The organism is Streptomyces sp. SL06 (genome assembly GCF_058244745.1).
The window spans coordinates 5,493,334-5,520,174 of sequence record NZ_JBSYOT010000002.1; the positions used below are offsets into that span (position 1 = coordinate 5,493,334).

21 protein-coding genes and 1 pseudogene are annotated in these 26,841 nt (G+C 71.8%); 14 read left to right on the forward strand and 8 right to left on the reverse strand.

Annotated elements, in window-relative coordinates:
- Positions 1-39: 39 nt before the first annotated feature.
- Both AC4IHM_RS25140 and AC4IHM_RS25145 read right to left on the reverse strand, forming a co-directional pair.
- Positions 40-594 (reverse strand): methylated-DNA--[protein]-cysteine S-methyltransferase, encoded by a 555-nt coding sequence (locus AC4IHM_RS25140; RefSeq protein WP_490869269.1) that lies wholly within the window; start codon positions 592-594, stop codon positions 40-42.
- Positions 595-697: 103 nt separating this feature from the next.
- On the reverse strand, positions 698-1,576 hold the full coding sequence (locus tag AC4IHM_RS25145; RefSeq protein ID WP_490869270.1) for a glycerophosphodiester phosphodiesterase: 879 nt from the start codon (positions 1,574-1,576) through the stop codon (positions 698-700).
- A gap of 314 nt (positions 1,577-1,890) precedes the next feature.
- Between AC4IHM_RS25145 and AC4IHM_RS25150 the strand changes: the two genes are divergently transcribed.
- From AC4IHM_RS25150 to aroQ, 7 genes are all read left to right on the forward strand, one after another.
- On the forward strand, positions 1,891-2,766 hold the full coding sequence (locus AC4IHM_RS25150) for an MHYT domain-containing protein (RefSeq protein ID WP_490869271.1): 876 nt from the start codon (positions 1,891-1,893) through the stop codon (positions 2,764-2,766).
- A 40-nt stretch (positions 2,767-2,806) separates the two neighbouring features.
- Positions 2,807-4,957, forward strand: coding sequence for an excinuclease ABC subunit UvrB (gene uvrB / locus AC4IHM_RS25155; protein ID WP_490869272.1), 2,151 nt, complete (start codon positions 2,807-2,809; stop codon positions 4,955-4,957).
- 142 nt (positions 4,958-5,099) lie between these two features.
- The gene (locus AC4IHM_RS25160; protein ID WP_490869273.1) at positions 5,100-5,678 is read left to right on the forward strand and encodes a TerD family protein; all 579 of its coding nucleotides are present in this window, start codon (positions 5,100-5,102) and stop codon (positions 5,676-5,678) included.
- 97 nt (positions 5,679-5,775) lie between these two features.
- Positions 5,776-7,827 (forward strand): TerD family protein, encoded by a 2,052-nt coding sequence (locus AC4IHM_RS25165; protein WP_490869274.1) that lies wholly within the window; start codon positions 5,776-5,778, stop codon positions 7,825-7,827.
- A gap of 251 nt (positions 7,828-8,078) precedes the next feature.
- A complete protein-coding gene (locus AC4IHM_RS25170; RefSeq protein WP_490869275.1) occupies positions 8,079-9,095 on the forward strand; it encodes a TerC family protein in 1,017 nt (338 codons plus the stop codon).
- Positions 9,096-9,222: 127 nt separating this feature from the next.
- Positions 9,223-10,323: a calcium:cation antiporter gene (locus AC4IHM_RS25175; RefSeq protein ID WP_490869276.1), complete on the forward strand. Its 1,101-nt coding sequence runs from the start codon at positions 9,223-9,225 to the stop codon at positions 10,321-10,323.
- Positions 10,324-10,528: 205 nt separating this feature from the next.
- The gene (gene aroQ / locus AC4IHM_RS25180) at positions 10,529-11,002 is read left to right on the forward strand and encodes a type II 3-dehydroquinate dehydratase (protein ID WP_490869277.1); all 474 of its coding nucleotides are present in this window, start codon (positions 10,529-10,531) and stop codon (positions 11,000-11,002) included.
- Between the two features lie 76 nt (positions 11,003-11,078).
- Here aroQ and AC4IHM_RS25185 read toward each other — a convergent pair whose 3' ends face one another.
- Together AC4IHM_RS25185 and AC4IHM_RS25190 are read right to left on the reverse strand one after the other, a co-directional pair.
- Positions 11,079-11,735: an MBL fold metallo-hydrolase gene (locus AC4IHM_RS25185; protein WP_490869278.1), complete on the reverse strand. Its 657-nt coding sequence runs from the start codon at positions 11,733-11,735 to the stop codon at positions 11,079-11,081.
- A gap of 31 nt (positions 11,736-11,766) precedes the next feature.
- Positions 11,767-12,453: a maleylpyruvate isomerase family mycothiol-dependent enzyme gene (locus AC4IHM_RS25190; protein ID WP_490869279.1), complete on the reverse strand. Its 687-nt coding sequence runs from the start codon at positions 12,451-12,453 to the stop codon at positions 11,767-11,769.
- A gap of 222 nt (positions 12,454-12,675) precedes the next feature.
- Between AC4IHM_RS25190 and uvrA the strand changes: the two genes are divergently transcribed.
- Positions 12,676-15,768: an excinuclease ABC subunit UvrA gene (gene uvrA, locus AC4IHM_RS25195; RefSeq protein WP_490869280.1), complete on the forward strand. Its 3,093-nt coding sequence runs from the start codon at positions 12,676-12,678 to the stop codon at positions 15,766-15,768.
- A 126-nt stretch (positions 15,769-15,894) separates the two neighbouring features.
- Here the strand turns inward: uvrA and AC4IHM_RS25200 are convergent, their stop codons facing one another.
- A complete protein-coding gene (locus tag AC4IHM_RS25200) occupies positions 15,895-16,452 on the reverse strand; it encodes a YceI family protein (protein WP_490869281.1) in 558 nt (185 codons plus the stop codon).
- 101 nt (positions 16,453-16,553) lie between these two features.
- Between AC4IHM_RS25200 and AC4IHM_RS25205 the strand changes: the two genes are divergently transcribed.
- Positions 16,554-17,417 carry a helix-turn-helix domain-containing protein gene (locus AC4IHM_RS25205; protein WP_490869282.1) on the forward strand — a complete coding sequence of 288 codons (864 nt, stop codon included), beginning with the start codon at positions 16,554-16,556 and terminating at the stop codon, positions 17,415-17,417.
- Between the two features lie 27 nt (positions 17,418-17,444).
- Here AC4IHM_RS25205 and AC4IHM_RS25210 read toward each other — a convergent pair whose 3' ends face one another.
- Together AC4IHM_RS25210 and AC4IHM_RS25215 are read right to left on the reverse strand one after the other, a co-directional pair.
- Positions 17,445-18,353: a carbohydrate kinase family protein gene (locus AC4IHM_RS25210; protein ID WP_490869283.1), complete on the reverse strand. Its 909-nt coding sequence runs from the start codon at positions 18,351-18,353 to the stop codon at positions 17,445-17,447.
- A gap of 16 nt (positions 18,354-18,369) precedes the next feature.
- Positions 18,370-19,425, reverse strand: a complete 1,056-nt coding sequence (locus AC4IHM_RS25215; RefSeq protein ID WP_490869284.1) for a LacI family DNA-binding transcriptional regulator — start codon at positions 19,423-19,425, stop codon at positions 18,370-18,372.
- Between the two features lie 287 nt (positions 19,426-19,712).
- On the opposite strand from AC4IHM_RS25215, the gene AC4IHM_RS25220 reads away from it, so the two are divergent.
- On the forward strand, positions 19,713-20,138 hold the full coding sequence (locus AC4IHM_RS25220) for a Rieske (2Fe-2S) protein (RefSeq protein ID WP_490869285.1): 426 nt from the start codon (positions 19,713-19,715) through the stop codon (positions 20,136-20,138).
- Between the two features lie 69 nt (positions 20,139-20,207).
- On the opposite strand, the gene AC4IHM_RS25225 is transcribed toward AC4IHM_RS25220, so the two are convergent.
- Positions 20,208-21,158, reverse strand: coding sequence for a hypothetical protein (locus AC4IHM_RS25225; protein ID WP_490869286.1), 951 nt, complete (start codon positions 21,156-21,158; stop codon positions 20,208-20,210).
- Positions 21,159-21,511: 353 nt separating this feature from the next.
- On the opposite strand from AC4IHM_RS25225, the gene uvrC reads away from it, so the two are divergent.
- From uvrC to whiA, 4 genes and pseudogenes are all read left to right on the forward strand, one after another.
- A complete protein-coding gene (gene uvrC / locus AC4IHM_RS25230; protein ID WP_490869287.1) occupies positions 21,512-23,668 on the forward strand; it encodes an excinuclease ABC subunit UvrC in 2,157 nt (718 codons plus the stop codon).
- Positions 23,665-24,682: pseudogene (gene rapZ / locus AC4IHM_RS25235) on the forward strand (RNase adapter RapZ). The gene uvrC and the pseudogene rapZ overlap by 4 nt, the downstream one beginning before the upstream one ends.
- Positions 24,679-25,770: a gluconeogenesis factor YvcK family protein gene (locus tag AC4IHM_RS25240; RefSeq protein WP_490869288.1), complete on the forward strand. Its 1,092-nt coding sequence runs from the start codon at positions 24,679-24,681 to the stop codon at positions 25,768-25,770. Before rapZ ends, AC4IHM_RS25240 begins: the two are co-directional and overlap by 4 nt.
- Positions 25,761-26,750: a DNA-binding protein WhiA gene (gene whiA / locus AC4IHM_RS25245; RefSeq protein WP_490869289.1), complete on the forward strand. Its 990-nt coding sequence runs from the start codon at positions 25,761-25,763 to the stop codon at positions 26,748-26,750. Before AC4IHM_RS25240 ends, whiA begins: the two co-directional genes overlap by 10 nt.
- The last annotated feature ends 91 nt before the right edge of the window (positions 26,751-26,841 follow it).

Below are 26,841 nucleotides of genomic sequence, written 5' to 3' on the forward strand. Positions count from 1 at the left end.
CGGATCACCGAGTACGCCGCCGGGACCGAGAGCCGCCCCCTAGAAGAGCGGCTCGGGCAGCACGCCCTCCAGGGCGAGCAACTGCCGCTTGGTCTCCACGCCGCCCCCGAACCCGCCGATGCCGCCGTCGCTCTCGACGACCCGGTGGCACGGCACGACGACCGGCAGCGGATTGGCCCCCATGGCCGTGCCCACCGCCTGGGCGGCGCCCGGCTGCCCCACCCGGCCGGCGAGGTCGCCGTAGCCGACGACCGAGCCGTAGGGGACGCCGGAGGCCAGCTCGCGCAGCACCTCGCGGTTGAAGCCCGAGATCAGCGACCAGTCCAGCGGCAGGTCGAAGCCCCGCCGCCGCCCCGCGAAGTACGCCTCCACCTGGCGTATCGCCTCGGCCAGCAACGGCGAGCCGGGCTCCTCTACGGGCTCGGTGCCCAGCCGGGCCGCGAGCCGTTCGAGCGCCCGGTCGCGCGCCGGTCCGGTGGCGTGGAACACGACGTTGACCAGACCGTCACGGGTCGTGGCCAGCAGCAGCGGACCGATGTCGCTGCCGACGACGCTCCACACGACCCGCTGTTCGTACTGCCCAGGGCTGTCCATGCGCCCACGGTACGGCCGGCCACTGACAACGCCCGGGACGGCGGCGGACGCGACCGTCCACCGCCCCGGGCGTGACAAGGTCGGAGTCGGCCCGCGCCCCCGCTCAGCTCAAGGTGTCCCGCACCACGTCGGGCTTGTTGCTGATGATGCCGTCGACGCCGTAGTCGGTGACCCGCCGGACGGTGTCGGCGTCGTCGACCGTCCAGGCGAAGACCTCCAGCGGCCTGCCGTGCGGCCCCGTGAACGCGTGGACCGAGGACACGTAGCTCGTCGAGAGGGTGCCGTGCGAGGGGTTGATCTGGTCGGTGAACTCCGCGTATCCAGGCAGGTCCGACACGGGCGGCGTGCCGAGCACCCCGGTCTTGACGGCCGGCTTGAGGTCGTGGACGGTCCTGATGCTGTCCGCGTCGAAACTCTGCACCACGAGCCGGTCGGCCACATGCTGCCGGTCGAGCCAGCCCTCGTTGGCGAGGACCTTGAGGGTCTGCTGCTCGATGCCCGGGTACAGCTCGGGGCTCTTCAGCTCCAGGAGCAGCTTCTGTTGATTGCGCTCGACGCGGTTCACGTACTGTTTGAGCGTCGGCACGCGCGCGCCCGCGTACGCGGACCCGAACCAGCTCCCCGCGTCCAGACGCGCGATCTCCGCGGCCGTGAAGTCCTTCACCTTCCAGGGCGAGCGGTCGGGGAAGACCTCCTCCACGTCGGTCGTACGCTGCAGGCTGTCGTCGTGGAGGACGACGAGTTCGCCGTCCTTGGTGCGCTGGACGTTGTTCTCCACCCAGCGGATTCCCAGCCCGGCCGCCTTGTCGACGGCGGCCAGTGTGTTCTCCGGCGCATACCCGGAGGCGCCCCTGTGGGCGACGATCGTGGGCCCGTCGGCTTCGGCGTCGGCGGCCTGGGCGGTGCGGGCGTGCGAGAGGGGAGCCATCAGGGCGACCCCCAGAAGCGCGGTGGTCGTGACGGCAACTGCGCGCACGTGCATGCTTACTCCTCGCGTCGAGCGATCACGGACAGCACCACTGTGACAGCAGAGGGTCAACAGGAGGGGAGTGCAGAATGGCCACCGGCTGAATGGAGTTGCTCAACTCCGCTCACCGGGGCGGCACAACTGGGGCGAGCCCGTGATTCTTTGCCGGAGAATCGTTCGACCATTCCGGTGGAAGCCATACTCTCTGCACTCGACCCTGACCGTTCGCCCGGTCCCGGGAGGCCGTTCGCCCGGTCCCGGGAGGGGCGCACATCAGGAGATCCGGGGTGCAACCGGGGTGGTGCAGGCAGGCGGAAGGGCAGCCGTACATGCAAGACATGATCGACGGATTCGACTACGGGTTCGTCACACCGCTGGTGGCCTACTTCATGGCCTGTCTCGGCGGTGCCCTCGGACTGCGCTGCACCACCAGGGCCATGCTGGTCACCCGTTCCTGGCGCCCCGGGTGGCTCGCCCTCGCCTCGACGGCGATCGGCTCCGGCATATGGACCATGCACTTCATCGCGATGACGGGGTTCACGATCGAGCACACGCCGATCCGCTACGACTGGCTGATGACCTTCGTGAGCCTGGCCGTCGCCATGGTCATGGTGGGCATCGGGATCTTCATCGTCGGCTACCGGGGCGCCCGGGGGACGGCCCTGTTCACCGGCGGGACCATCACCGGCCTGGGCATCGCCTCGATGCACTACCTGGGTATGGCCGGCATGCACCTGGACGGGCAGCTGACGTACAACACCCTCACCGTGACCGCGTCCGCACTCATAGCCATGGGGGCCGCCACCGCCGCACTGTGGGCTGCCGGACAGGTCCGGGGTTTCCTGTGGAGCGTGGGCGCCGCCCTGGTCATGGGACTGGCCGTCACCGGCATGCACTACACGGGCATGGCCGCCGTCGACGTCCACCTCGAAGGCACGTCCGACTTCTCCGGCGGGTCGCCCGCCTCCGAACTGCTCGCCCCCATGCTGATCGGACCCCTCGCCTTCCTCCTCCTCGCCGGCGTCGTCGTCGCGTTCGACCCGCTGATGGTCATGGGAAAGCCCACCGCGGGCACCGCCGAGTGGAAGCCCGGCGTCCCCGCCCACACCGGGACCCCGCGCACGGTCCGCCGTCCACCGCACCACCCGCACCACATCCGCCGCGCCCTCGTCCGCCGGCGTCGCCGCACCCCGCAGAACCGCTGATCGGAGCCGGTTGTCAGTGCGGGGTCGTACGGTGGAACCCATGCGGCCCGTTTCCCAGATCGAACGCACGGTGGCGCCCTTCGAGGTCGTCAGCCCCTACCAGCCGAGCGGCGACCAGCCGGCGGCCATCGCCGAGCTGGCCCGGCGTGTCGAAGCAGGCGAGAAGGACGTTGTCCTGCTCGGCGCGACCGGCACCGGCAAGTCAGCCACCACCGCGTGGATGATCGAGAAGCTCCAGCGCCCCACCCTCGTGATGGCGCCGAACAAGACCCTGGCCGCCCAGCTGGCGAACGAGTTCCGAGAGCTTCTGCCGAACAACGCCGTCGAGTACTTCGTCTCGTACTACGACTACTACCAGCCCGAGGCCTACGTCCCCCAGTCGGACACCTACATCGAGAAGGACTCCTCGATCAACGAGGAGGTGGAGCGGCTGCGCCACTCCGCGACCAACTCACTGCTCACCCGCCGTGACGTCGTCGTGGTCGCCTCCGTCTCCTGCATCTACGGCCTCGGCACCCCGCAGGAGTACGTGGACCGCATGGTCCCGCTCCGGGTCGGCGACGAACACGACCGGGACGAGCTGCTGCGCCGCTTCGTCGACATCCAGTACACGCGCAACGACATGGCCTTCGCCCGCGGCACCTTCCGGGTGCGCGGCGACACCATCGAGATCTTCCCGGTCTACGAGGAGCTGGCCGTCCGCATCGAGATGTTCGGCGACGAGATCGAGGCCCTGTCCACGCTCCACCCGGTCACCGGCGAGATCATCAGCGACGACCAGCAGCTCTACGTCTTCCCGGCCTCCCACTACGTCGCGGGCCCCGAGCGCCTGGAGCGGGCGGTCAACGACATCGAGAAGGAGCTGGCGGAGCGCCTGACGGAGCTGGAGAAGCAGGGCAAGCTCCTGGAGGCCCAGCGGCTGCGGATGCGTACGACGTACGACCTGGAGATGCTCCGCCAGATCGGTTCCTGCTCCGGGGTCGAGAACTACTCGATGCATTTCGACGGCCGCCTGCCCGGCTCCCCGCCGAACACCCTCCTGGACTACTTCCCGGACGACTTCCTGCTCGTCATCGACGAGTCGCACGTCACCGTGCCACAGATCGGCGCCATGTACGAGGGCGACGCCTCCCGCAAGCGCACCCTGGTCGACCACGGCTTCCGGCTGCCCTCCGCGCTCGACAACCGCCCGCTGAAGTGGGAGGAGTTCCAGGAACGCATCGGGCAGACCGTGTACCTGTCCGCGACCCCGGGCACCTACGAACTCTCCCGCTCGGACGGCGCCGTCGAGCAGATCATCCGCCCCACCGGCCTCGTCGACCCGGAGGTCGTCGTCAAGCCCACCGAGGGCCAGATCGACGACCTGGTGCACGAGATCCGCAAGCGGACCGAGAAGGACGAGCGCGTCCTGGTCACCACGCTCACCAAGAAGATGGCCGAGGACCTCACCGACTACTTCCTGGAACTCGGCATCCAGGTCCGCTACCTGCACAGCGACGTCGACACACTGCGCCGCGTCGAGCTGCTGCGCGAGCTGCGCGCCGGTGAGTACGACGTCCTGGTCGGCATCAACCTGCTGCGAGAGGGCCTCGACCTGCCCGAGGTCTCCCTGGTGGCGATCCTCGACGCCGACAAGGAGGGCTTCCTGCGCTCCGGCACCTCGCTGATCCAGACCATCGGCCGCGCCGCGCGCAATGTCTCCGGCCAGGTCCACATGTACGCCGACAAGATCACGCCGGCGATGGAGAGGGCCATCGACGAGACCAACCGCCGCCGCGAGAAGCAGGTCGCGTTCAACAAGGCGAACGGCATCGACCCGCAGCCGCTCCGCAAGAAGATCAACGACATCGTCGCGCAGATCGCCCGCGAGGACATCGACACCGAGCAGCTCCTCGGCTCGGGCTACCGCCAGGTGAAGGACGGCAAGGGCGCCAAGGCCCCCGTGCCCGCCCTCGGCGGCCAGGCCACGGCCGGCGCCAAGACGGCCAAGGGCAAGAGCAAGGGCAAGGTCAGGGAGACGGTGCCGACCGACCGTCCCGCGGCCGAACTCGCCGGGCAGATCGAGGATCTCACCAACCGCATGCGGGCGGCCGCCGCGGACCTCCAGTTCGAGATCGCGGCCCGGCTGCGCGACGAGGTCTCCGAGATGAAGAAGGAGCTGCGTCAGATGAAGGAGGCGGGCCTGGCCTGACGGCCCGTGGGGGACACGCGCTGTGTTGCAAGACCGACACAAAGCGTGGACCGGGGTGGGGCACTGTCAGTGCCCCTGCGTAGGGTTCTGGTCAACCGCGGGGAGCGCGGCAACAGGGGACCGTTCGAGAGGGGATCAGCGCGTGACCGTGAACATGACCAAGGGCCAGGCCATCAGTCTGCAGAAGAACGACGGCGGCAGCCTGACATCGGTGCGCATGGGTCTCGGCTGGCAGGCGGCCCCCCGGCGGGGTCTGTTCGGCTCCCGCACCCGGGAGATCGACCTGGACGCCTCCGCGGTGCTTTTCGCGGACAAGCAGCCGGTCGACGTCGTCTTCTTCCGCCACCTGGTGAGTGACGACGGTTCGGTGCGCCACACGGGGGACAACCTCGTCGGCGGGGCCGGCCAGGGCGGCGACGACGAGTCGATCCTCGTCGACCTGCAACGCGTCCCGGTCCACGTCGACCAGATCGTCTTCACCGTGAACTCCTTCACGGGCCAGACCTTCCAGGAGGTGCAGAACGCGTTCTGCCGCCTGGTCGACGAGACCAACGGCCAGGAACTCGCCCGCTACACGCTGGCGGGCGGCGGCGCCTTCACGGCCCAGATCATGGCCAAGGTGCACCGGGTGGGCCAGGGCTGGTCGATGACCGCCATCGGCACCCCGGCCAACGGCCGCACCTTCCAGGACCTGATGCCGACGATCCTGCCGGTCCTGTAGCAGACAGGCCCGAACCGGCCGCACCGGTGAGCAGGACGGGCGGGCCGCCGCACGACACATCACGAGTGACGCACGAGTGACATCAGGGGGAAGTGCGATGGCGGCCGAGCTGACGCGGGGACAGAACCACCCGCTTGCGCGGACCCGTCTCGAGATCCGGGTCTCGGCCGGCACGCCGATCGTGGCCGGAGCAACGCTCGGCGACGAGAACGGCACGATTCACGGCGCCGAGTGGGTGGCCCACCCGGGCACACCCGTCCTTCCGGGTCTGGAGGTCCCCCGGCAGGCCGCCGCCGACCACCGCCTCGCGGTGGACCTGGACGCCGTGCCGGACGCCGTGCACCGCGTCAGTGTGCTGCTGGCTCTGCCCGCCGGCGGGCAGGGCCCGGCCCGTTTCGGGGCCGTCGCCGCACCCTTCGTCGCCGTCACGGACCTCGACGGCGGCGAGGTCGCCAGCTACACCATCACCGGTCTGGAGGCCGAGTCCGCCGTCGTCGCCCTGGAGCTGTACCGGCGACAGGGCGCCTGGAAGGTGCGCGCCGTCGGCCAGGGCTACGCGGGCGGCCTCGCCGAGCTTCTCGCCGACCAGAAGCTTCCCCGGGCCCGGCAGCTCGCCGGGAGCATCCACGAGGCGGTGGCGAGCGGGCAGGCCCGTTCCGTGCAGGCTCCCGCGCGCGCGGGGGACGGCGACCGCTCCCGGCAGGCCACCGCCCCGGCGCACGGCCCCCACCACGACCTCGCCCCCGGCACCGCGTCCCAGGGCGCCCCCGGCCCCGTACCGCCGACGTCCCCGTACGCCGCTCACCAGGACGCGCCGGGAGCGCAGGCGCCGGATGTTCCGGGGCGGCACGGGACGCAGCAGCCGTACCCGGGCGGACCGGCAGACCCCGCCACCGCGGGCCGGGCGCCCGCCCCGGCCGGAGGCGGCCCGATCGACTACAGCCACCCGCGCCGGCGGAACACGGCCCCGCCCGCGCCCCCGCCGCCCGCGCCCCCCGCCGACTCCGGCGGACCCGCCCGGCCGGTCGCGGGTGACGCCACCGGCTGGTCCATGGAGGAGCGGCTCTACAACCAGGTGTGGGGCATGTTCGAGGACCTGGCCCGCACCATGGCCGCGTACCGCAGTGCCGTCGACTTCGCCGACTCGCGCATGGAGAAGGAACTCGACCAGGTCCTCTCCGACCCGCGCAGCCGGATCGGCGGGCAGGGCGACGCCGCACGGGAGGCGGCGCGCGCCCGGCACGGCGTGCTGGTGTCCCAGGCGAAGGAGGTCCTGGACCGGGACGTGGCGCAGCTCGTCGCCGAGGCCGAGGTCGTCGAGCCCGCCCTGCCGGCGGCCTACGCGCGCTGGGACAGCCCGGTCTGGCACGCCTACCGCGTCCCCATGGAGATCCCGATGGCCGTGCGGCTGGGGGATCTCCGGCTGCCCGGAGCGGAGCGCATACGCATCCCGATGCTGGTCCGGCTGCCGCTGGAGCGCGGTCTGTGGATCGACAGCGGGCGTTCCGCCTCGCGCGACGGTTCGTTCACCGACTCCCACGAGGCGCGGCACCTGGGCCTGGAGGCGGCGGTCTCGCACGCGGCCCGGCTGCTGGCCGTCTATCCGGCGGGCGAGTTCACCGTGCATGTCATCGATCCGGCCGGATCGGGGGCGCGGGCTCTGGCACCCCTGGTGCAGACCGGGGTACTCGCCGCGCCGCCCGCCCTGGGCGCCGCGGGGGTGGCGGACGTACTCGGCCGTCTCACCCAGCGCGTCGACCTGGTGCAGATGGCGTTGCGCGGAGGCGCTCCCGACGCGCTCCCGCCCGGCCTCGACACCTCCCAACAGCTTTTGATCGTCAATGACTTCCCGCACGGCTTCGACGACCGGGCGGTGAACCAGTTGCGCTACCTCGCCGACGAGGGGCAGGCCGTCGGCGTCCACCTGATGATGGTCGCCGACCGCGAGGAGTCCGCCGGGTACGGGCCGCTGCTCGACCCGCTGTGGCGCTCGCTGCTGCGACTGACCCCGGTGGCCGACGACCATCTCGCCGACCCGTGGGTCGGCCATGCCTGGACGTACGAGCCCTCGCTCGTGCCGCCCGGCGCCCAGGTGCTCCGGCAGGTGCTCGACCAGGTCGCGGCGGCCCGTCGTTCATGGAATCGGTGACCACCTCCGACCTGGGGTTTTGAACTTTATTTGCAGAACTCTTTACCATTTCTTGGTGATTGGGTACTGTCGTCCGTACGGAGGGGAGTACTCCCTGTCTGTGCGGCGTACCCGTCAATACGGATCAGGCCAGATCCCGGGGCGCCGGCCCGTGGGTCCCGGACGCCTCATGCGTCCCGGGCACCAGGGGTGGAAGAGACCTCCGGCAGCGAACGCTGACATCTGCCGTGTGACGTACTGCCGGAGGCGCAGTGGAAGTTTCCCTGACCCTGTGGGTCCTGACCATCGTGGGCCTCGCGGCCCTGATCGCCGTCGATTTCTTCATCGGCCGCAAGCCGCACGACGTATCCATCAAGGAAGCCGGGATCTGGACGGCCGTCTGGATCGCCCTGGCGGGCCTTTTCGGGCTCGGTCTGCTCCTCTTCGGCGGCGGTGAGACCGCCGGTGAGTTCTTCGCGGGCTTCATCACCGAGAAGTCGCTGAGCGTGGACAATCTCTTCGTCTTCGTCCTGATCATGGCGAAGTTCGCGGTGCCCTCGCAGTATCAGCAGCGGGTGCTGCTCATCGGTGTCCTCATAGCCCTGGTTCTCCGGGCCGTCTTCATCGCCGCGGGTGCCGCGATCCTCGCCAGCTTCTCGTGGGTCTTCTACCTCTTCGGCGCGTTCCTGATCTGGACCGCCTGGAAGCTCGTCCAGGACGCCCGCAAGAGCGCGGCCGACGGGCAGCACGGAGAGGACGAGGAGTTCGAGGAGAACAAGCTCCTCAAGGCCGCCGAGCGCCGCTTCGGGGTCGCCGACCGGTACCACGGCACCAAGCTGTGGATCGAGGAGAACGGCAAGCGGGTCATGACCCCGATGCTGGTCGTGATGCTCGCCATCGGCACCACCGACGTGCTCTTCGCGCTCGACTCCATCCCGGCCATCTTCGGCCTCACGCAGGACCCGTACATCGTGTTCACGGCCAACGCCTTCGCCCTGATGGGGCTGCGCCAGCTGTACTTCCTCATCGGCGGCCTGCTGAGGAAGCTGGTCCACCTCTCCTACGGCCTGTCGGTCGTCCTGGGCTTCATCGGGGTCAAGCTGGTGCTGCACGCCCTGCACGAGTCCGGCGTCCACGTCCCCGAGATCGGTATCCCGGTCTCGCTCGGCGTGATCTGCTCGGTCCTCGTCGTCACCACGCTCACCAGCCTCCGCGCCTCCAGGAAGCGGGCCGAGGCGGAGGCGGCCACCGGGAGCGACGACGCCCCGAAGGACAGCGTCGGGACCTGACCGCGTACCGGCCCCGGCCGGGGGCCGGAGACCGGCACCGGGAGCGGCGAGCGGCGAAGAGCCGTCCGCCGCCCCCGGCGTGACCAGGAGGGATGCGCCGTCCGGCGCCCTCTGCGACGATCTCCGCATGGTCATTCGCCCCAGGGTGCTCCTCACACAGTGGACGACTGCCACGCCCGTGTTCGCGGCCGTGCTGCTGGCGGCCACCTGGGGACGCGATCTGCCCGGCGCGGTCGTCGCGCTGCTCACCGTCGTCCTCGCGGTGTCCGTCCTGGCCGCCGTGCACCATGCCGAGGTGGTCGCCCACCGGGTGGGGGAGCCCTTCGGCTCCCTGGTCCTCGCCGTCGCCGTCACGGTCATCGAAGTCGCGCTCATCGTGACCTTGATGGCGGACGGCGGCGAGGGGAGCGCGACCCTGGCCAGGGACACGGTCTTCGCGGCCGTGATGATCACCTGCAACGGCATCGTCGGCCTCAGCCTCCTGGTCGCCGCCCTGCGGCACGGGACCGCCGTGTTCAACCCCGAGGGCACCGGCGCCGCCCTCGCGACGGTCGCGACCCTGGCCACGCTCAGCCTGGTGCTGCCGACGTTCACCACCAGCGCCCGAGGCCAGGAGTTCTCCACCTTCCAGCTGATCTTCGCCGCGCTCTCCTCGCTGGTCCTCTACGGCATGTTCATCGCGACCCTCACGGTGCGGCACCGCGACTACTTCCTCCCGGTCACCCGGCAGGGCGAAGCGATCAGTGTCGAGCACCACGCCAAGGCACCCTCCGCCCGCACGGCACTGATCAGTCTGTCGCTGCTGGCCCTGTCCCTGATCGGCGTCGTCGGCCTGGCGAAAGGGGTGTCGCCGACCATCGAGAGCGGCGTGGAGGCGGCCGGGCTGCACCACGCCGTCGTCGGCGTCGTCATCGCCCTGCTGGTCCTGCTCCCCGAGACCATCGCCGCGGTGCGTTCCGCGCGCCGCGACCGGGTGCAGACCAGCCTGAACCTCGCGCTCGGCTCGGCGATGGCCAGCATCGGCCTGACCATCCCCGCGGTGGCCGTGGCCTCCGTGTGGCTCTCCGGACCGCTGGTCCTCGGCCTCGGCCCCACCCACATGGTGCTGCTCGCCCTGACGGTGGTGGTGGCCGCCCTGACGGTCGCGCCGGGCCGGGCCACGCCGTTGCAGGGCGGCGTGCACCTGGTGTTGCTCGCCGCGTACCTGGAACTCGCCATCAATCCGTAGCGTCGGAGTGGAGCCGTCGCCCCGGCGCGACGCGGCGAGGCCGCGGGCGCCCGAGAGGGCCGGAGCCGGTGTACTCGGCCCGTCCCGCCGGGCGGCGCCGTCGCGATTCACCCGCGGTGACCGCACGCGCCCGGCACCGTGATAGACCGGGACCCGAGCAGCGGTCGAGCAGGGGCCGCCGCGCCCCGAACGGACCGGAGGAACCGTGCCCCGCAGTCTGGCCCATGCCCCGATCATGATCCTCAACGGCCCCAACCTGAACCTGCTGGGGCAGCGCCAGCCGGAGATCTACGGCTCCGACACCCTCGCCGACGTCGAGGCCCTGTGTGTGAAGGCCGCGGCGGCGCACGGCGGCACGGTGGACTTCCGCCAGTCCAACCACGAGGGAGAACTGGTCGACTGGATCCACGAGGCCCGGCTGAACCACTGCGGCGTCGTGATCAACCCCGCCGCCTACTCCCACACGTCCGTCGCCATCCTGGACGCGCTCAACGCCTGCGACGGGCTGCCGGTGGTGGAGGTCCACATCTCCAACATCCACCGGCGGGAGGAGTTCCGGCACCACTCCTACGTCTCGCGGCGCGCCGACGGAGTCATCGCCGGGTGCGGTGTGCAGGGGTACGTGTTCGGCGTGGAGCGGATCGCGGTGCTGGCCGGGGCGGGACAGGCCCGGACCTGAGCGCCGGGGCCGCCGGCCGGGAGCGTGCGCTGCCCACCGGCGCGGGTGAACGCCCCGCACGGGGCGCGTACGACGCTCACCAGCCGCGCGCGAGCCATTCGGGCAGGTGCGGCCGTTCCGTGCCGAGCGTGGTGTCGTTGCCGTGCCCGGGGTAGACCCACGTCTCGTCCGGGAGCACGGCGAAGATCTTGGTCTCCACGTCGTGGATGAGGCTCGCGAACGCCTTCGGGTCCTGGTGGGTGTTGCCCACACCGCCCGGGAAGAGGCAGTCCCCGGTGAACACATGGGGATGCCCGTGCGGGTCGTCGTACACCAGGGCGATGGAGCCCGGCGTGTGACCGACCAGGTGGCGCGCGGTGAGTTCCACGTGCCCCACCCGGATCGTGTCGCCGTCGTCGACCAGGACGTCGGTCGGCACGGGGATGGCCTCCGCGTCGTCCCGGCCGGCGTGGGTGCGGGCGCCGGTGGCCGCGACGACCTCGGCCAGCGCCTGCCAGTGGTCGCCGTGCCGGTGGGTGGTGACGACGGACGCGATGCCGTCGTCACCGATCGTGCCGAGCAGCGCGTGCGCGTCGTTGGCGGCGTCGATCAGCAGTTGCTCGCCGGTGGCCCGACAGCGCAGCAGATAGGCGTTGTTGTCCATCGGGCCGACCGCGACCTTGGTGATCATCAGGTCCTTGAGTTCATGCACGTCGGCGGGGCCGCCGACCCGCACCTCTCCGCTGTACGTCATGACTGCCAGCCTAGGGGGTGTCGTCGGCGGGCTACAGCGGCGGCAGCGTCGGCAGCGGGCCGCCCTCCACCGTCAGCCGGGCCCCCTTGCGACGCCCGGCGAGCCAGCCGAGCAGGTCGGCCGGGGCACCGGTGACGCTCACCCCGGGCTCGCTCGCCTCCCGGCCCGTGCGCCACGCGCGCGTGCCGTCCGTGAGCCGGGTGGGCGGCACGTCGGGGTGCCCGGCGAACCGGGCGGCGAGGAAGCCGGTCTCCCGCTCGGTGAACTCCGCCGGAAGGTCCTCCAGCTCGTACCCGATGCCCAGATCCACGTGGTGCAGCTCCACCTCGATCCACCGCCGGAACGGCACCCGGGACGCGGAGTCGGTGACCCCGTTGCGCAGCTGCACCGTGCGCGACCAGTCCGCGGTCGCGGCCGCGGCCTCCTGGAACCGGGCCGCGCTCTCGCGCACGTCGGCGAGCTGGGTGTCGAGGGGCCGCGCGGCGTCCCGCTCGATGTCGGTGTCGCGGGCCTGGGGGGAGGCGTACATGGGGCGGTCCTGGAAGACGTTCACGAGTGCGTCCGCGTTGCGGGCCAGGTGGGCGAGAACGTGACCGAGGGTCCAGCCGGGAAGCCGTGACGACTGCGTCACGGAGGCGTTGTCCAGTTTTCCGGCCGCGTTGAGCACTCGTTCGGTCGCGTCCCGTACAGATGCCAGGTCATGGGCGTGATCAATCATGACGCAGACCCTAGACCCGCCACACCTTCGGGTGAAGGTGGCGAACGACGGCCGCAATTCGAATGCACGTGCTATATGGTCGAAGGCGGCGTCGGGCATGCTGGGGAGTCGGGGTTTGTTGACAACCGGTGAATCCGACCGGCGTTGTCAGTGGCTCGCCCTAGTCTGGGAAAGACGGGGGCCCCGCCCCTGTCACTTCTCTCAAGAAAGGTGCGGACCGGCGTGGCCGACCGTCTCATCGTCCGTGGCGCGCGCGAGCACAACCTGAAGAACGTCTCGCTCGACCTGCCTCGTGACTCGCTCATCGTCTTCACGGGTCTGTCCGGGTCGGGCAAGTCCTCCCTGGCCTTCGACACCATCTTCGCCGAGGGCCAGCGGCGCTACGTGGAGTCGCTCTCCTCCTACGCCCGGCAGTTCCTCGGCCAGATGGACAAGCCGGACGTGGACTTCATCGAGGGCCTCTCCCCGGCGGTCTCCATCGACCAGAAGTCGACCTCGCGCAACCCGCGCTCCACGGTCGGCACCATCACCGAGGTCTACGACTACCTGCGCCTGCTCTTCGCCCGCATCGGCAAGCCGCACTGTCCCGAGTGCGGCCGTCCGATCTCGCGCCAGTCGCCGCAGGCCATCGTCGACAAGGTCCTGGAGCTGCCGGAGGGCAGCCGCTTCCAGGTGCTGTCGCCGCTGGTGCGCGAGCGCAAGGGCGAGTTCGTCGACCTCTTCTCCGACCTCCAGACCAAGGGCTACTCCCGCGCGCGGGTGGACGGCGAGACCATCCAGCTCTCCAGCCCGCCCACGCTGAAGAAGCAGGAGAAGCACACCATCGAGGTGGTCGTCGACCGCCTCTCGGTGAAGGGCCGTGCCGGGGACGGGCAGAAGGAGCACAGCGCCAAGCGCCGCCTCACCGACTCCGTGGAGACCGCGCTCGGCCTCTCCGGCGGCATGGTCGTGCTCGACTTCGTCGACCTCCCCGAGGACGACCCCGAGCGCGAGCGCATGTACTCGGAACACCTGTACTGCCCGTACGACGACCTGTCCTTCGAGGAGCTGGAGCCCCGCTCCTTCTCCTTCAACTCGCCCTTCGGCGCCTGCCCCGACTGCTCCGGCATCGGCACACGCATGGAGGTCGACCCGGAGCTGATCGTCCCCGACGAGGACAAGTCCCTCGACGAGGGCGCCCTCCACCCCTGGTCGCACGGGCACACCAAGGACTACTTCGCCCGCCTCATCGGCGCCCTCGCGGACGCCCTGGGCTTCCGGACGGACATCCCCTTCGCGGGCCTGCCGCTGCGCGCCCGGAAGGCCCTGCTGTACGGCCACAAGACCCAGGTCGAGGTCCGCTACCGCAACCGCTACGGCCGCGAGCGCCGCTACACCACGGCCTTCGAAGGCGTGATCCCCTTCGTCAAGCGTCGGCACCGAGAGGCCGAGAGCGACGCCGGCCGGGAGCGCTTCGAGGGCTACATGCGGGAGGTGCCCTGCCCCACCTGCGGAGGCACCCGCCTGAAGCCACTGGTCCTCGCGGTCACCGTCATGGGCAGGTCGATCGCCGAGGTCTCGGCGATGTCCATCAGCGACTGCGCGGAGTTCCTGGGCGAGCTGAAGCTCAACGCCCGTGACAAGAAGATCGCCGAGCGCGTGCTGAAGGAGGTCAACGAACGGCTGCGCTTCCTGGTCGACGTCGGCCTGGACTACCTCTCGCTCAACCGCGCGGCCGGCACCCTCTCCGGCGGCGAGGCCCAGCGCATCCGCCTGGCCACCCAGATCGGTTCCGGACTCGTCGGCGTGCTCTACGTCCTCGACGAGCCGTCCATCGGTCTGCACCAGCGCGACAACCACCGGCTGATCGAGACCCTCGTCCGGCTCCGCGACATGGGCAACACGCTCATCGTCGTCGAACACGACGAGGACACCATCAAGGTCGCCGACTGGATCGTCGACATCGGCCCCGGCGCGGGCGAGCACGGCGGCAAGGTGGTGCACAGCGGTTCCCTCAAGGAGCTGCTCGACAACACCGAGTCGCAGACCGGCCTGTACCTGTCCGGCAGGAAGGCCATCCCGCTGCCCGACATCCGCCGGCCGCACGACCCGTCCCGGCAGCTCACCGTGCACGGCGCCCGGGAGAACAACCTCCAGGACATCGACGTGTCCTTCCCCCTCGGCGTGTTCACGGCCGTCACCGGAGTCTCCGGCTCCGGCAAGTCCACGCTGGTCAACGACATCCTGTACACCCACCTGGCCCGCGAGCTGAACGGCGCGCGGAATGTTCCGGGCCGGCACACGCGCGTGGACGGCGACGACCTCGTCGACAAGGTCGTCCACGTCGACCAGTCGCCCATCGGCCGCACCCCGCGGTCCAACCCGGCGACGTACACGGGCGTCTTCGACCACGTGCGCAAGCTGTTCGCCGAGACGACGGAGGCGAAGGTCCGCGGCTACCTGCCCGGCCGGTTCTCCTTCAACGTCAAGGGCGGTCGCTGCGAGAACTGCGCGGGCGACGGCACGATCAAGATCGAGATGAACTTCCTCCCGGACGTTTACGTCCCGTGCGAGGTCTGCCACGGTGCCCGGTACAACCGGGAGACCCTGGAAGTCCACTACAAGGGCAAGTCCATCGCCGACGTGCTGAACATGCCGATCGAGGAGGCGACCGACTTCTTCGAGGCGGTCCCCGGCATCTCCCGGCACCTGAAGACGCTGAAGGACGTTGGCCTCGGCTACGTCAGGCTCGGCCAGTCCGCGACCACCCTGTCCGGCGGCGAGGCACAGCGGGTGAAGCTCGCCAGCGAGTTGCAGCGCCGTTCCACCGGACGCACGGTCTACGTCCTGGACGAGCCGACCACCGGCCTGCACTTCGAGGACATCAGCAAGCTGCTGACGGTCCTGGGCGGACTGGTCGACAAGGGCAACACGGTCATCGTCATCGAGCACAACCTCGACGTGATCAAGACCGCCGACTGGGTCGTCGACATGGGCCCGGAGGGCGGCGCCGGCGGTGGCCTGGTGGTCGCCGAGGGCACGCCCGAGCAGGTCGCCGGGGTCCCCGCCAGCCACACCGGCAAGTTCCTGCAACATGTCCTCGGCGCCGACCGGATCAGCGACGCCGCCCCGGTGAAGGCCCCGCGCAAGGCGGCGAAGACGGTGGCGGCCAAGGCCACCGCCAAGAAGACCGCCACGAGGACGGCCACCGGCACGGCCGCGAAGAAGTCCGCTGCGCAGAAGACCGCCACGAAGTCGACCGCCACGAAGGCGACCGCGGCCAAGAAGGCCGCCAAGCCCGCCGCGAAGAAGACCACGCGGACGAGCAAGGCCTGACCCGCAGCCGCACCGGGCGGAGTGAACCACGCCCACCCCGCGGTGCTCGCGACGGACACGCCGACGCGCCGGGTCCCACGGACAACCCCCGTGGGACCCGGCGAACCGTCGGTGCGGCCCGCCCGCTCAGGCGCCCTCCGGCTCCACGAACTGCATGTCGAGCTGGATCTTCACGACCTCTCCGAGCAGCCCGGGAGCGAAGTCCAGGCCGAACTCGCCGCGCCGGATCTCACCCGTCGCCTCGAACCCGGCGTGCCGGCCGCCGCCGGTCGGCACGCTCTCCAGACCGCCGAACTCCACGGCCAGCGTCACCGGACGGGTCACGTCTCCGATCGTCAGCTCGCCCTCCATGGCCCAGTCCTCGCCCCCGCCCGACACCCGGGTCGAGCGGAAGGCCATCGTCGGCCGCTTCTCCACGTCGAGCAGGTCGGAGGCGCGTACGTGCGCGTCCCGGTCGGTGTTCCCGGTGTCGACGGAGGCCAGGTCGATCGTCGCGGTCACCCGGACGTCCTCGATCCGCTCCCCGACGGACAGTTCGGCCCGCACGCCGTTGAAGCGCCCCCGCACCTTGGAGATCCCGAGGTGGCGGATGGTGAAGTTCACGGCGGAATGGAAGGGGTCCAGCACCCACTGACCTGGGGCGATCGGCAGGGGAGCGGCGGGGGTGGCGGTGTCGTTCGTCATGCCTTCCACTGTGGGCGCGCCGCGCGCTCGAAGGGAGACCGGGCCGAGCGTGGTAGTCGCAGGGCCACCCTTCCAGCCACGCGCATTGGTACGTTCCAGACGTGAGCGACAAAGAGTTGGGCACGTTCCTGCGGACCCGGCGCGAGTCCGTGACCCCGGCCGAGGTGGGGCTCCCCACCGGCCTGCGCCGCCGTACCCCCGGCCTGCGCCGCGCCGAACTGGCCACCCTCGCCGGCGTCAGCGTCGAGTACCTCACCCGGCTGGAACAGGGACGCGACCGCAACCCGTCCGTCCAGGTGCTCGGTGCCCTCGCCGACGCGCTGAACCTGTCGCTGCGGGAGCGGGTGCTGCTGCGCCGCCTGACCAAGGAGGCCGACTGCGGCGACCCGCTGCTCTGCGCGGCGGCCCCGCCGCTCGGCCGTGGCGCGCGCCCCACCGTGCGGGCCGTACTGGAGCGGCTGGAGCCCACCCCCGCCGTGGTGCTCAACTGGATCGGCGACGTTCTCGCCCACACCGACGGCTACGCGCAGGTGACCGGCCCGATCGGGCTGCTCGACGACGAGCGGCCCAACCTGCTGCGGTACCTGTTCACCGACGAGCGCGCCCGCACCGCCCACCCCGACTGGGACCGCGTGGCCGACGATCTGGTGGCCCAGCTCCGGCACGAGGCTCCGCTGCGGGACCCCTACGTCAAGGAGCTGGCCGACGAACTGACGGTGACGGCGGGAGCGCCCTTCGCCGACCGGTTCGCCGACCTCGGCGCGGCGGTCCGGCGCGTCGGGACCCAGTACATCGAGCACCCGGAGGCCGGACCGCTGCGGCTGCTGCACGAGACGCTGTCGCTCCCCGAGGAGGGGCAGCGTCTCGTCGTACACCTTCCCGCGGACGGCGCGACGGCCGCCGCCCTGGACCGGCTGAACGGCCGCCGCCCAGGCGCCCTGCGGGCCGTGCGGCCGGCGGGCTGACCGCGGGCCGGTCCGGGGCCGGCGCCGTCAGAGGGACACTTCGTGGGCGTACGGCGGCTCGGCGCCCGCGCGGGAGCAGGTGACCGCCGCCGCGCGGGCGGCGAAACCCAGCAGCTCCGCCCAGCCGCCCGGCCCCAGCGCGGCAACGGCCTCCTCGCCGAGGGCGTCCCGCACTGCGAGCCCGTGCAGCAGCGCCGCGTTCACCGTGTCGCCCGCGCCGATCGTGTCCACCACCTCGACCCGCTCGCCCGGCACCGCGTACTCGCCCCCGTCGCGGGTGTACGCCGTCAGCCCGGCACCGCCCCGGGTGACCACGACCGCCGCCGGGCCCGCCGCCAGCCACTCCCGGGGCGTGCCGCCGAGCCACTCGGCGTCCTCGGCGGACAGCTTCAGCAGCGTCACCGACGGCAGCCAGCTCCTGAAGCGGGCCCGGTAGGCGTCCGGGTCCGGGATCAGCCCGGCCCGGATGTTCGGGTCCAGCGCCGTGAACACGCCCCGCGCGGCCGTCTCGCGCAGCAGTTCCTCGTACGCGCTCGCGCCCGGCTCGAGCACCAGCGAGCAGGTCCCGAAGGAGATGGCCCGGGTGCCGGACGGCAGCGCGGCGGGCACCGTGAACAGCCGGTCCGCCGTCCCGTCCACGTAGAAGGAGTACGCGGCCGAGCCGTCCGGGCCGAGCGAGGCCACGGCGAGCGTCGTCGGCTCGGCCCCGCGCCGCACCGGCGAGACATCCACGCCGGTCTCGCGCAGCCGGTCGAGGAGCGCCTCGCCGAAGGCGTCGTACGACACCCGGGAGCAGAAGGCGGCGGGGGAGCCGAGGCGGCCCAGCGCGACGGCCGTGTTGTACGGGCCGCCGCCGAGCGCGGGCCGCAGCGCGGCCAGGGCACCCGTGCCCTGCGGTACGAGGTCGATCAGTGCCTCACCGGCGACGACGATCACGGGAGGGTCCTACCTTTCAGGGGTGGTTGCTCTGGTCATTCGTAGGATCGGACTGCTCGGGGCAGCCGCAGGAGGTGCGGTGGACGAAGGCGCAGGGCAGCCGTACGGTCCGCGCGGGGCGGTCCGGCGCGGCGAGGCGCTCCAGCAGCAGGCTGACGGCCTGCGCGCCGAGGTCCCGGCTGGGCTGGGCGACGGCGGTGAGCCGGGGCGAGAAGAGGTCCGCCCAGGCGAAGTCGTCGAAGCAGCACAGCGCGAGGTCGCCGGGCACGGACAGACGGCGTTCCCGCAGCGCGCGCAGGGCGCCGATGGTCATCGCGTTGTTGGCGGTGACCAGCGCGGTGGGCGGCACCGCGAGGGACAGCAGGGCCGCCGCGGCCCGTTCGCCGCCCGCCGCCTCGGAGTCGCCGTGCACCAGCAGCCGTTCGTCGTAGGGCAGCCCGGCTGCGGCGAGGCCGTGCCGGTACCCGGTGATCCGCTCGCGCGTCGTACTGAGCCCCGGCCGGCCGGCGACCAGGCCGATGCGGCGGTGGCCGAGCCCGGCGAGATGGGTGACCAGCAGTGTCGTCGGCTCGGCGCTCTCGGCGCAGACCTGGTCGAAGCGCGGGGCGTCCTCTGCCTCGGGCACGTCGACGGCCCGGTCGAGGAACACGGCCGGCACCCGGTGGCGTCCGAGGTAGGCGAGGAGGGCGCGCGGTTGCGCGGAGGGCGCGACGATCATGCCGTCCACGCGCCGTTCGTGCAGCAGTTGGACAACCTTGCGCTCGTGTCCGGGATCGTCGTGCGGGTCGGCGATGAGCAGGCTGTAGCCGTGTTCCAGGGCGCTGGCCTCGACACCCTGGAGGATCTCCGTGAAGTACGGGTTACTGATCGCCGACACCGCGAGCCCGATGGAGCGGGTGCGGGAGGTCACCAGGGAGCGGGCGAGGGTGTTCGGGGTGTAACCCAGCTCCTCGACGGCGTCCAGCACCGCCTGGCGAGTGTGCGGGAGCACCGGGCGGGTGTCGTTGAGGACGTGCGAGACGGTCGCCACGGAGACCCCGGCGCTGCGCGCGACATCGGCCATGGTCGCCATCGGCGTGCCCCCTTCCACGTGCCGCGGCGCGGCGGCCCGCGGGTGTACTGGCGGGGACCGTATCTCATCGAGAGGCGGACGTAAACGCTTGCGCAAGCGTTTACGTCCCTGCGTCACGCCTCCACCCCGGTCTCCGCACCCGCCCGGTGACCCACCCGCGCGACCCACCTCCGGCCCACCCCCGACCCACCGCGCAGGAGGGCCGCGAGTGCCGGATATCGTCGCTCTGCACGACCCGCGCGTTTCCCGCACGGCCCTCTGCCCCGACCAGCGTCAGTGGAGAACCCATGCCCGGCCGTCCCGTCCCGAGCCGCCGCACCGTCCTGCGCTCGGCGGCCCTCACGCCAGTCGCCGGACTCGGTCTGGCCGCCTGCTCCCCGGGCAACGACGGCGTCGCGGCGGCCACGCCGACCGCGCCCGTGGAACTCGGCGCGGACAGCGAGGTGGCCAAGGGCGCGACCAAGCTCTACCGGGACGGGAACGTGGTGGTCAGCAGGGCCGAGGACGGCTCCCTGAAGGCGTTCAGCACGGTCTGCACGCACGCGGGGTGCCCCATCAACAAGCTGGAGGGGACGAAACTCCTCTGCCCCTGCCACGGCAGCGAGTTCGACGCCCGGACCGGCGAGGTGCTGCGTTCCCCGGCGAGCGTGCCGCTCGTCGCACTGTCGGTCGAGGTGAAGCAGGGCCGGATCGTCGCGAGCCCGATCAGCTGAACCGCTCCGAGGATCCGCTCCGCGGCGGGTGCGGCACCCGGCGGGCCCCGGCCGCGGTCGGGGCCCCGCTCAGCCCCAGTCCCACCCGATGCCCAGCATCCCCGAGCGCACGCGCGGCTCCACGAGGTGCACCGAGTGGTGCCGGCCGCTGAGGGCCAGCTCCTGCCGGCCACCGCGCGGTGCGGCCGGCGAGTGCTGCGTGAACCGGTGGCAGCGCACCGGCAGGGCCGCGGCGTCGAACCGCACCTGGAGCGCGTACTGCCCGCCCGTCGAACCGAACCCGCGGACGTACTCGCGCGAGACCCCCGCCGTGCCGTCCTCGACGCCGTAGCGGAACAGGTGGGTGTCCCCGGCGCGCAGATACGTGTCGAAGAGCAGCTCGGTCACGAGCACACCGGTGTCGTGGTGGGTGCGGACCCGCCCCGTGCGGCAGTTCTCCAGCGCGTGGACGGCCATCCGCGCGGGAGCGCACCCGGGGTCGCCGTGGTGGACGGCGACGAAGCGGTCGACGCCGTCGCGGTGGGCGCGCACGATGTGGTGCGACTCGTGTCCGGCCAGCTCACGGCGTGCCCCGATCCGGACGCGTTCGTGGTGACCGAGGGTGTGCACCCCGCCGTCCGGCGACGGCTGGCCCAGCTCGGCCAGCAGCCGGGCCAGGACCCCCGAGGCCGCCACGTGGGCGCGGTAGGAGCGGGCCGCGGGCCGGCCGTCCGCGGCCTCCTCGTCGGCCTCGGCGAGCAGGCGTATCAGGGACTCCTCGGGCAGCTGGAGTATCTCCTCCAGGGCCCGCACGGCGCGCAGCGACTCCGGGCGCTGCGGACGCCTGGCGCCCTGCTGCCAGTAGCTGAGACTCGTGACGCCCACCTTCACCCCGTGCCGCGACAGATGGTGCTGCACGCGCTGCAGGGGCAGCCCGCGAGCGGCGATCGCGGCGCGCAGGGCGACGTGGAAGGGGCCACCACGCAGGGCCGAGTCGAGTTCCGCGGTGGCGACGTCCGCGTGCTGGGTGGCGTGCGGCATGCGGGGGGCCTTTCTGTGTAGTTCCCGACGGCTGGTCAGACCGTTCGACGCGGATCGACCGAGGCCGCCCGCCCCCGGTCGTGGCGCAACGGTCCTCACATCCGTACGCCGCGCTTCAGGGCCCCCGAGTCCCTCCGCATTGAAGCGTGTTGCCCAGGCCCCGACAACACCTGTCGCCCCACCGTCACGCGCTCCTGGCCGAGAACGCACGGGCCCGCGGCCCGGCGGGCACCCGGTGTGACCGACCGGCCCCGGACCGTCCGCACCGGGGCCGCGGGGAGGTCCTCCACAGGGTCCGGCCCGTCGTCCACAGCCCCGCCGCGGTGTCGGTCCCCGCCAGTAGGGTGTGAGTCATGGCCGACCCCTCCAGCTACCGCCCCAGGCCGGGAGAGATCCCGGACTCCCCGGGGGTGTACAGGTTCCGTGACGAGCACCGCCGGGTGATCTACGTCGGAAAGGCGAAGAGCCTGCGCCAGCGCCTGGCGAACTACTTCCAGGACCTGGCGAGCCTGCACCCCCGCACCCGCACCATGGTCACCACGGCCGCGTCCGTGGAGTGGACGGTGGTGTCCACGGAGGTCGAGGCGCTCCAGCTGGAGTACTCCTGGATCAAGGAGTACGACCCCCGGTTCAACGTGAAGTACCGCGACGACAAGAGCTACCCCTATCTCGCGGTGACGATGAACGAGGAGTTCCCGCGGGTCCAGGTGATGCGCGGCCACAAGAAGAAGGGCGTGCGCTACTTCGGGCCGTACGGACACGCCTGGGCGATCCGCGACACGGTCGACCTCCTGCTGCGCGTCTTCCCGGTACGCACCTGCTCGGCCGGCGTCTTCAAGAACGCGGCCCGCACCGGCCGCCCCTGCCTGCTCGGCTACATCGGCAAGTGCTCCGCGCCCTGCGTGGAGCGGATCTCCGCCGAGGACCACCGGGAGCTGGCCGAGGAGTTCTGCGACTTCATGGCCGGCCGCACCGGCACCTATCTGCGCCGCCTGGAGCGGCGGATGACCGACGCGGCCGAGGAGATGGAGTACGAGCGGGCGGCGCGCCTGCGCGACGACATCGGAGCCCTCAGAAAGGCCATGGAGAAGAGCGCGGTCGTGCTCGCCGACGCCACCGACGCCGACTTGATCGCGGTCGCCGAGGACGAGCTGGAGGCGGCCGTCCAGATCTTCCACGTGCGCGGCGGACGCGTGCGCGGCCAGCGCGGCTGGGTCACCGACAAGGTGGAGGAGATCACCACCGGCGCCCTCGTCGAACACGCCCTCCAGCAGTTGTACGGCGAGGAGAGCGGGGACGCCGTCCCCAAGGAGGTCCTGGTCCCCGCGCTGCCGGACCCGGTCGAGCCCGTCCAGCAGTGGCTGACGGACCGCCGGGGGTCGGGTGTGTCCCTGCGCATCCCGCAGCGCGGCGACAAGAAGGCGCTGATGGAGACCGTCCAGCGCAACGCCCAGCAGGCGCTCGTCCTGCACAAGACCAAGCGCGCCTCCGACCTGACGACGCGCTCGCGCGCCCTGGAGGAGATCGCAGAAGCCCTCGGCCTCGACAGCGCGCCGCTCCGGATCGAGTGCTACGACATCTCGCACCTCCAGGGCGACGACGTTGTGGCCTCCATGGTCGTCTTCGAGGACGGACTGGCCCGCAAGAGCGAGTACCGGCGCTTCCAGATCAAGGGCTTCAGGGGGCAGGACGACGTCCGTTCCATGCACGAGGTCATCACCCGCCGCTTCCGCCGCTACCTCGCCGAGAAGGAACGGACCGGCGAGTGGGCGGACGAGGAGGGACTCGCCGCCGCCGCTGCCGACGCCGACGCCGACGGGGGGCAGCGGGCGGACGGCGGAGCCGCCGTGGACGGTCACCCCGCGGCGGACGGCCGGGCCGCCGCTCTTGACGGCCCGGCCCTCAAGGACGACGACGGCCGCCCCAAGCGGTTCGCCTACCCGCCCCAGCTCGTCGTCGTCGACGGCGGGCAACCGCAGGTCGCCGCCGCCCAGCGGGCCCTGGACGAGCTGGGCATCGACGACATCGCCGTCTGCGGTCTCGCCAAGCGGCTGGAGGAGGTCTGGCTGCCCCGCGAGGACGACCCGGTCGTCCTGCCCCGCACCAGCGAGGGCCTGTACCTGTTGCAGCGGGTCCGTGACGAGGCCCACCGCTTCGCGATCACCTATCAGCGCACCAAGCGCGCCAAACGCTTCCGCTCCAGCCCGCTGGACGACGTGCCCGGCCTGGGGGAGACCCGCAAACAGGCCCTGATCAAGCACTTCGGTTCGGTGAAGAAGCTACGGTCGGCGACGGTCGACCAGATCTGCGAGGTGCCCGGCATAGGCCGCAAGACGGCCGAGACGGTCGCCGTGGCCCTCGCTCGGGCGGCCCCGGCCGCGCCCGCCGTGAACACGGCGACCGGAGAGATCATGGATGACGAGGACGGGGCACCCGAGACGGCGGGGGACGCCCCGGGGGAGTCCGTGTCCGCGGGCACCCCGGACGAACGACGGGGCCAGGAGAGATGACCGAGCACGAGGCAGAGCCCACAACGGGACGAGAACAGGCCCACCGCACGACCGGCGAGGAGGCGGGCCCGCAGCAGGCCGGCTCCGAACCGCGCCAGGACAACGGAGCACAGGTGAGTACGGGCAAGGAGAAACCCGGGGCGCACGACGCGGCCATCCCCGAACTGGTGATCATCTCCGGCATGTCGGGCGCCGGCCGCTCGACGGCTGCGAAGTGCCTGGAGGACCTGGGCTGGTTCGTCGTCGACAACCTCCCGCCCGCGCTGATCCCCACCATGGTGGAACTGGGCGCCCGCTCGCAGGGCAACGTGGCCCGCATCGCGGTCGTCGTCGAACGTCCGCGGCCGGCGCTTCTTCGACAACCTGCGCGAATCCCTCGCGGACCTCGACGCCCGCGGCGTCACCCGGCGGATCGTCTTCCTGGAGTCCTCCGACGAGGCCCTGGTGCGCCGCTTCGAGTCGGTGCGCCGCCCGCACCCCCTCCAGGGCGACGGCCGCATCGTCGACGGCATCGCCGCCGAGCGGGAACTCCTGCGCGAGCTGCGCGGCGACGCCGACCTGGTGATCGACACCTCCAGCCTCAATGTGCACGAGCTGCGCGCCAAGATGGACGCCCGGTTCGCCGGCGAGGAGGAGCCCGAGCTGCGGGCCACCGTGATGTCCTTCGGGTTCAAGTACGGCCTCCCGGTCGACGCCGACCTGGTCGTGGACATGCGCTTCCTGCCCAATCCGCACTGGGTCCCGGAGCTGCGCCCGTTCACCGGCCTGAACGAGGAGGTGTCGTCGTACGTGCTCAACCAGCCGGGGGCCAAGGAGTTCCTCGACCGCTACACCGAACTCCTCCAGCTGATCGCCACGGGCTACCGTCGCGAGGGCAAGCGCTATGTGACCGTCGCCGTCGGCTGCACCGGCGGCAAGCACCGGTCCGTGGCCATGTCGGAGAAGCTCGCCGCCCGGCTCGCCGCCGAGGGCGTGGAGACGGTGGTCGTCCACCGGGACATGGGCCGGGAATGACAGGCCGTACTCCGCGGCTGAGCAGGCTGCGCCGGGTGGTACCCGAGGGGCGCGGCGGCCGACCCGCCGACGCCCGCGCCGTCCGGCCGGAACAGGCGCGTGGCGGCAAGCCGCGCCGCCGGGGCGCCCAGCCCAAGGTCGTCGCCCTCGGCGGCGGCATGGGTCTGTCCGCCTCGCTCGCCGCACTGCGCCGGATCACCGGCGACCTCACCGCCGTCGTCACCGTGGCCGACGACGGCGGCTCCAGCGGGCGACTGCGCGACGAGCTGGGCGTCCTGCCGCCCGGCGACCTGCGCAAGGCGCTGGCCGCGCTGTGCGGCGACGACGACTGGGGCCAGACCTGGGCCCGCGTCATCCAGCACCGCTTCCAGTCCCAGGGCGACCTGCACGAACACGCGGTCGGCAATCTGCTGATCGTCGCCCTGTGGGAGCAGCTCGGCGACCATGTCCAGGCACTGGATCTGGTCGGCAAGCTGCTCGGCGCGCACGGGCGCGTGCTGCCCATGTCCGCCGTGCCGCTGGAACTCCAGGCCCTGGTCCGGGGCCACGACCCGGACCGGCCCGACGAGGTGGTGACCGTACGGGGGCAGGCGACCGTGGCGCTCACGCCCGGCGAGGTGCAGTCCGTGCACCTGGTGCCCAACGACCCGCCCGCCGTCCACGAGGCGGTCGACGCCGTTCTGGACGCCGACTGGGTGGTGCTCGGACCCGGGTCCTGGTTCTCCTCGGTCATCCCGCACCTCCTTGTGCCCGATCTGCTGGACGCGCTGGTCGAGACGAAGGCGCGCCGGGTGCTCTCCTTGAACCTCGCCCCGCAGCCCGGAGAAACAGAGGGCTTCTCTCCGCAGCGTCATTTGGAGGTTTTGGGACGACACGCCCCTAAACTCGCCCTGGACGTGGTGCTGGCCGACGAGGCCGCCGTGCCCGACCGTGACTCGCTCACCGATGCCGCGAAACGGTTCGGCGCCGCGGTCGAGCTGGCTCCGGTAGCCCGAGCCGACGGGACCCCGAGGCACGACCCGGAGCTGCTGGCCGCCGCGTACGACCGTATTTTTCGGATGCATGGAAGGATCGGCCCATGGCGATGACGGCAGCGGTGAAGGACGAGATCTCCCGGCTCCCCGTCACCCGTACCTGCTGCAGAAAGGCGGAGGTCTCCGCCATGCTGCGGTTCGCCGGCGGCCTTCACCTGGTGAGCGGGCGCATTGTGATCGAGGCGGAGCTGGACACGGCGAGAGCGGCACGCCGGCTCAAGCAGGACATCCTGGAGATCTTCGGGCACAGCTCCGAGCTGATCGTGATGGCACCGGGCGGTCTGCGCCGCGGTTCGCGTTACGTCGTCCGGGTGGTCGCCGGCGGTGACCAGCTGGCCCGGCAGACCGGCCTGGTGGACGGCCGGGGCCGGCCGATCCGCGGCCTGCCGCCGCAGGTGGTCTCGGGGGCCACCTGCGACGCCGAGGCCGCCTGGCGCGGGGCGTTCCTGGCGCACGGTTCGCTCACCGAGCCCGGCCGCTCCTCGTCCCTGGAGGTGACCTGCCCGGGTCCCGAGGCCGCGCTCGCACTGGTCGGCGCCGCCCGCCGGCTGTCGATCGCCGCCAAGGCCCGCGAGGTGCGCGGCGTGGACCGGGTCGTGGTCCGCGACGGCGACGCGATCGGCGCCCTGCTCACCCGGCTCGGCGCCCACGAGTCGGTGCTGGCCTGGGAGGAGCGGCGGCTGCGCCGCGAGGTCCGCGCCACCGCCAACCGGCTCGCCAACTTCGACGACGCCAATCTGCGCCGCTCCGCCCGCGCGGCCGTCGCCGCCGGTGCCCGGGTCCAGCGGGCCCTGGAGATCCTCGCCGACGACGTGCCCGAGCACCTCGCCGCCGCGGGCCGGCTGCGCATGGAGCACAAGCAGGCCTCCCTGGAGGAGCTGGGCGCCCTCGCCGACCCGCCGCTGACCAAGGACGCCGTCGCCGGCCGCATCCGCCGCCTGCTGGCCATGGCCGACAAGCGGGCCTCGGACCTCGGTATCCCCGGCACCGACGCCAACCTCGGCGAGGAGCTGGCCGACAACCTCGTCGGCTGACCCGAGGCGAGTCGGCCGGGCCGCGAGGAGACCGCCAACAGGCCGGTGCCGACGCCCACTTGGGTGATCGGCACCGGCTTTCGCGTGTCCT

Coding starts and splice junctions, on each gene's coding strand:
- AC4IHM_RS25215 (WP_490869284.1), bottom strand. CDS start 19,425: ATGGCGACCATGGCCGATGTCGCGCGCAGCGCCGGGGTCTCCGTGGCG.
- AC4IHM_RS25165 (WP_490869274.1), top strand. CDS start 5,776: ATGGCGGCCGAGCTGACGCGGGGACAGAACCACCCGCTTGCGCGGACC.
- AC4IHM_RS25200 (WP_490869281.1), bottom strand. CDS start 16,452: ATGACGAACGACACCGCCACCCCCGCCGCTCCCCTGCCGATCGCCCCA.
- AC4IHM_RS25175 (WP_490869276.1), top strand. CDS start 9,223: ATGGTCATTCGCCCCAGGGTGCTCCTCACACAGTGGACGACTGCCACG.
- AC4IHM_RS25190 (WP_490869279.1), bottom strand. CDS start 12,453: ATGATTGATCACGCCCATGACCTGGCATCTGTACGGGACGCGACCGAA.
- uvrB (WP_490869272.1), top strand. CDS start 2,807: ATGCGGCCCGTTTCCCAGATCGAACGCACGGTGGCGCCCTTCGAGGTC.
- AC4IHM_RS25220 (WP_490869285.1), top strand. CDS start 19,713: ATGCCCGGCCGTCCCGTCCCGAGCCGCCGCACCGTCCTGCGCTCGGCG.
- uvrC (WP_490869287.1), top strand. CDS start 21,512: ATGGCCGACCCCTCCAGCTACCGCCCCAGGCCGGGAGAGATCCCGGAC.
- AC4IHM_RS25225 (WP_490869286.1), bottom strand. CDS start 21,158: ATGCCGCACGCCACCCAGCACGCGGACGTCGCCACCGCGGAACTCGAC.
- whiA (WP_490869289.1), top strand. CDS start 25,761: ATGGCGATGACGGCAGCGGTGAAGGACGAGATCTCCCGGCTCCCCGTC.
- AC4IHM_RS25145 (WP_490869270.1), bottom strand. CDS start 1,576: ATGCACGTGCGCGCAGTTGCCGTCACGACCACCGCGCTTCTGGGGGTC.
- AC4IHM_RS25185 (WP_490869278.1), bottom strand. CDS start 11,735: ATGACGTACAGCGGAGAGGTGCGGGTCGGCGGCCCCGCCGACGTGCAT.
- AC4IHM_RS25150 (WP_490869271.1), top strand. CDS start 1,891: ATGCAAGACATGATCGACGGATTCGACTACGGGTTCGTCACACCGCTG.
- AC4IHM_RS25240 (WP_490869288.1), top strand. CDS start 24,679: ATGACAGGCCGTACTCCGCGGCTGAGCAGGCTGCGCCGGGTGGTACCC.
- AC4IHM_RS25140 (WP_490869269.1), bottom strand. CDS start 594: ATGGACAGCCCTGGGCAGTACGAACAGCGGGTCGTGTGGAGCGTCGTC.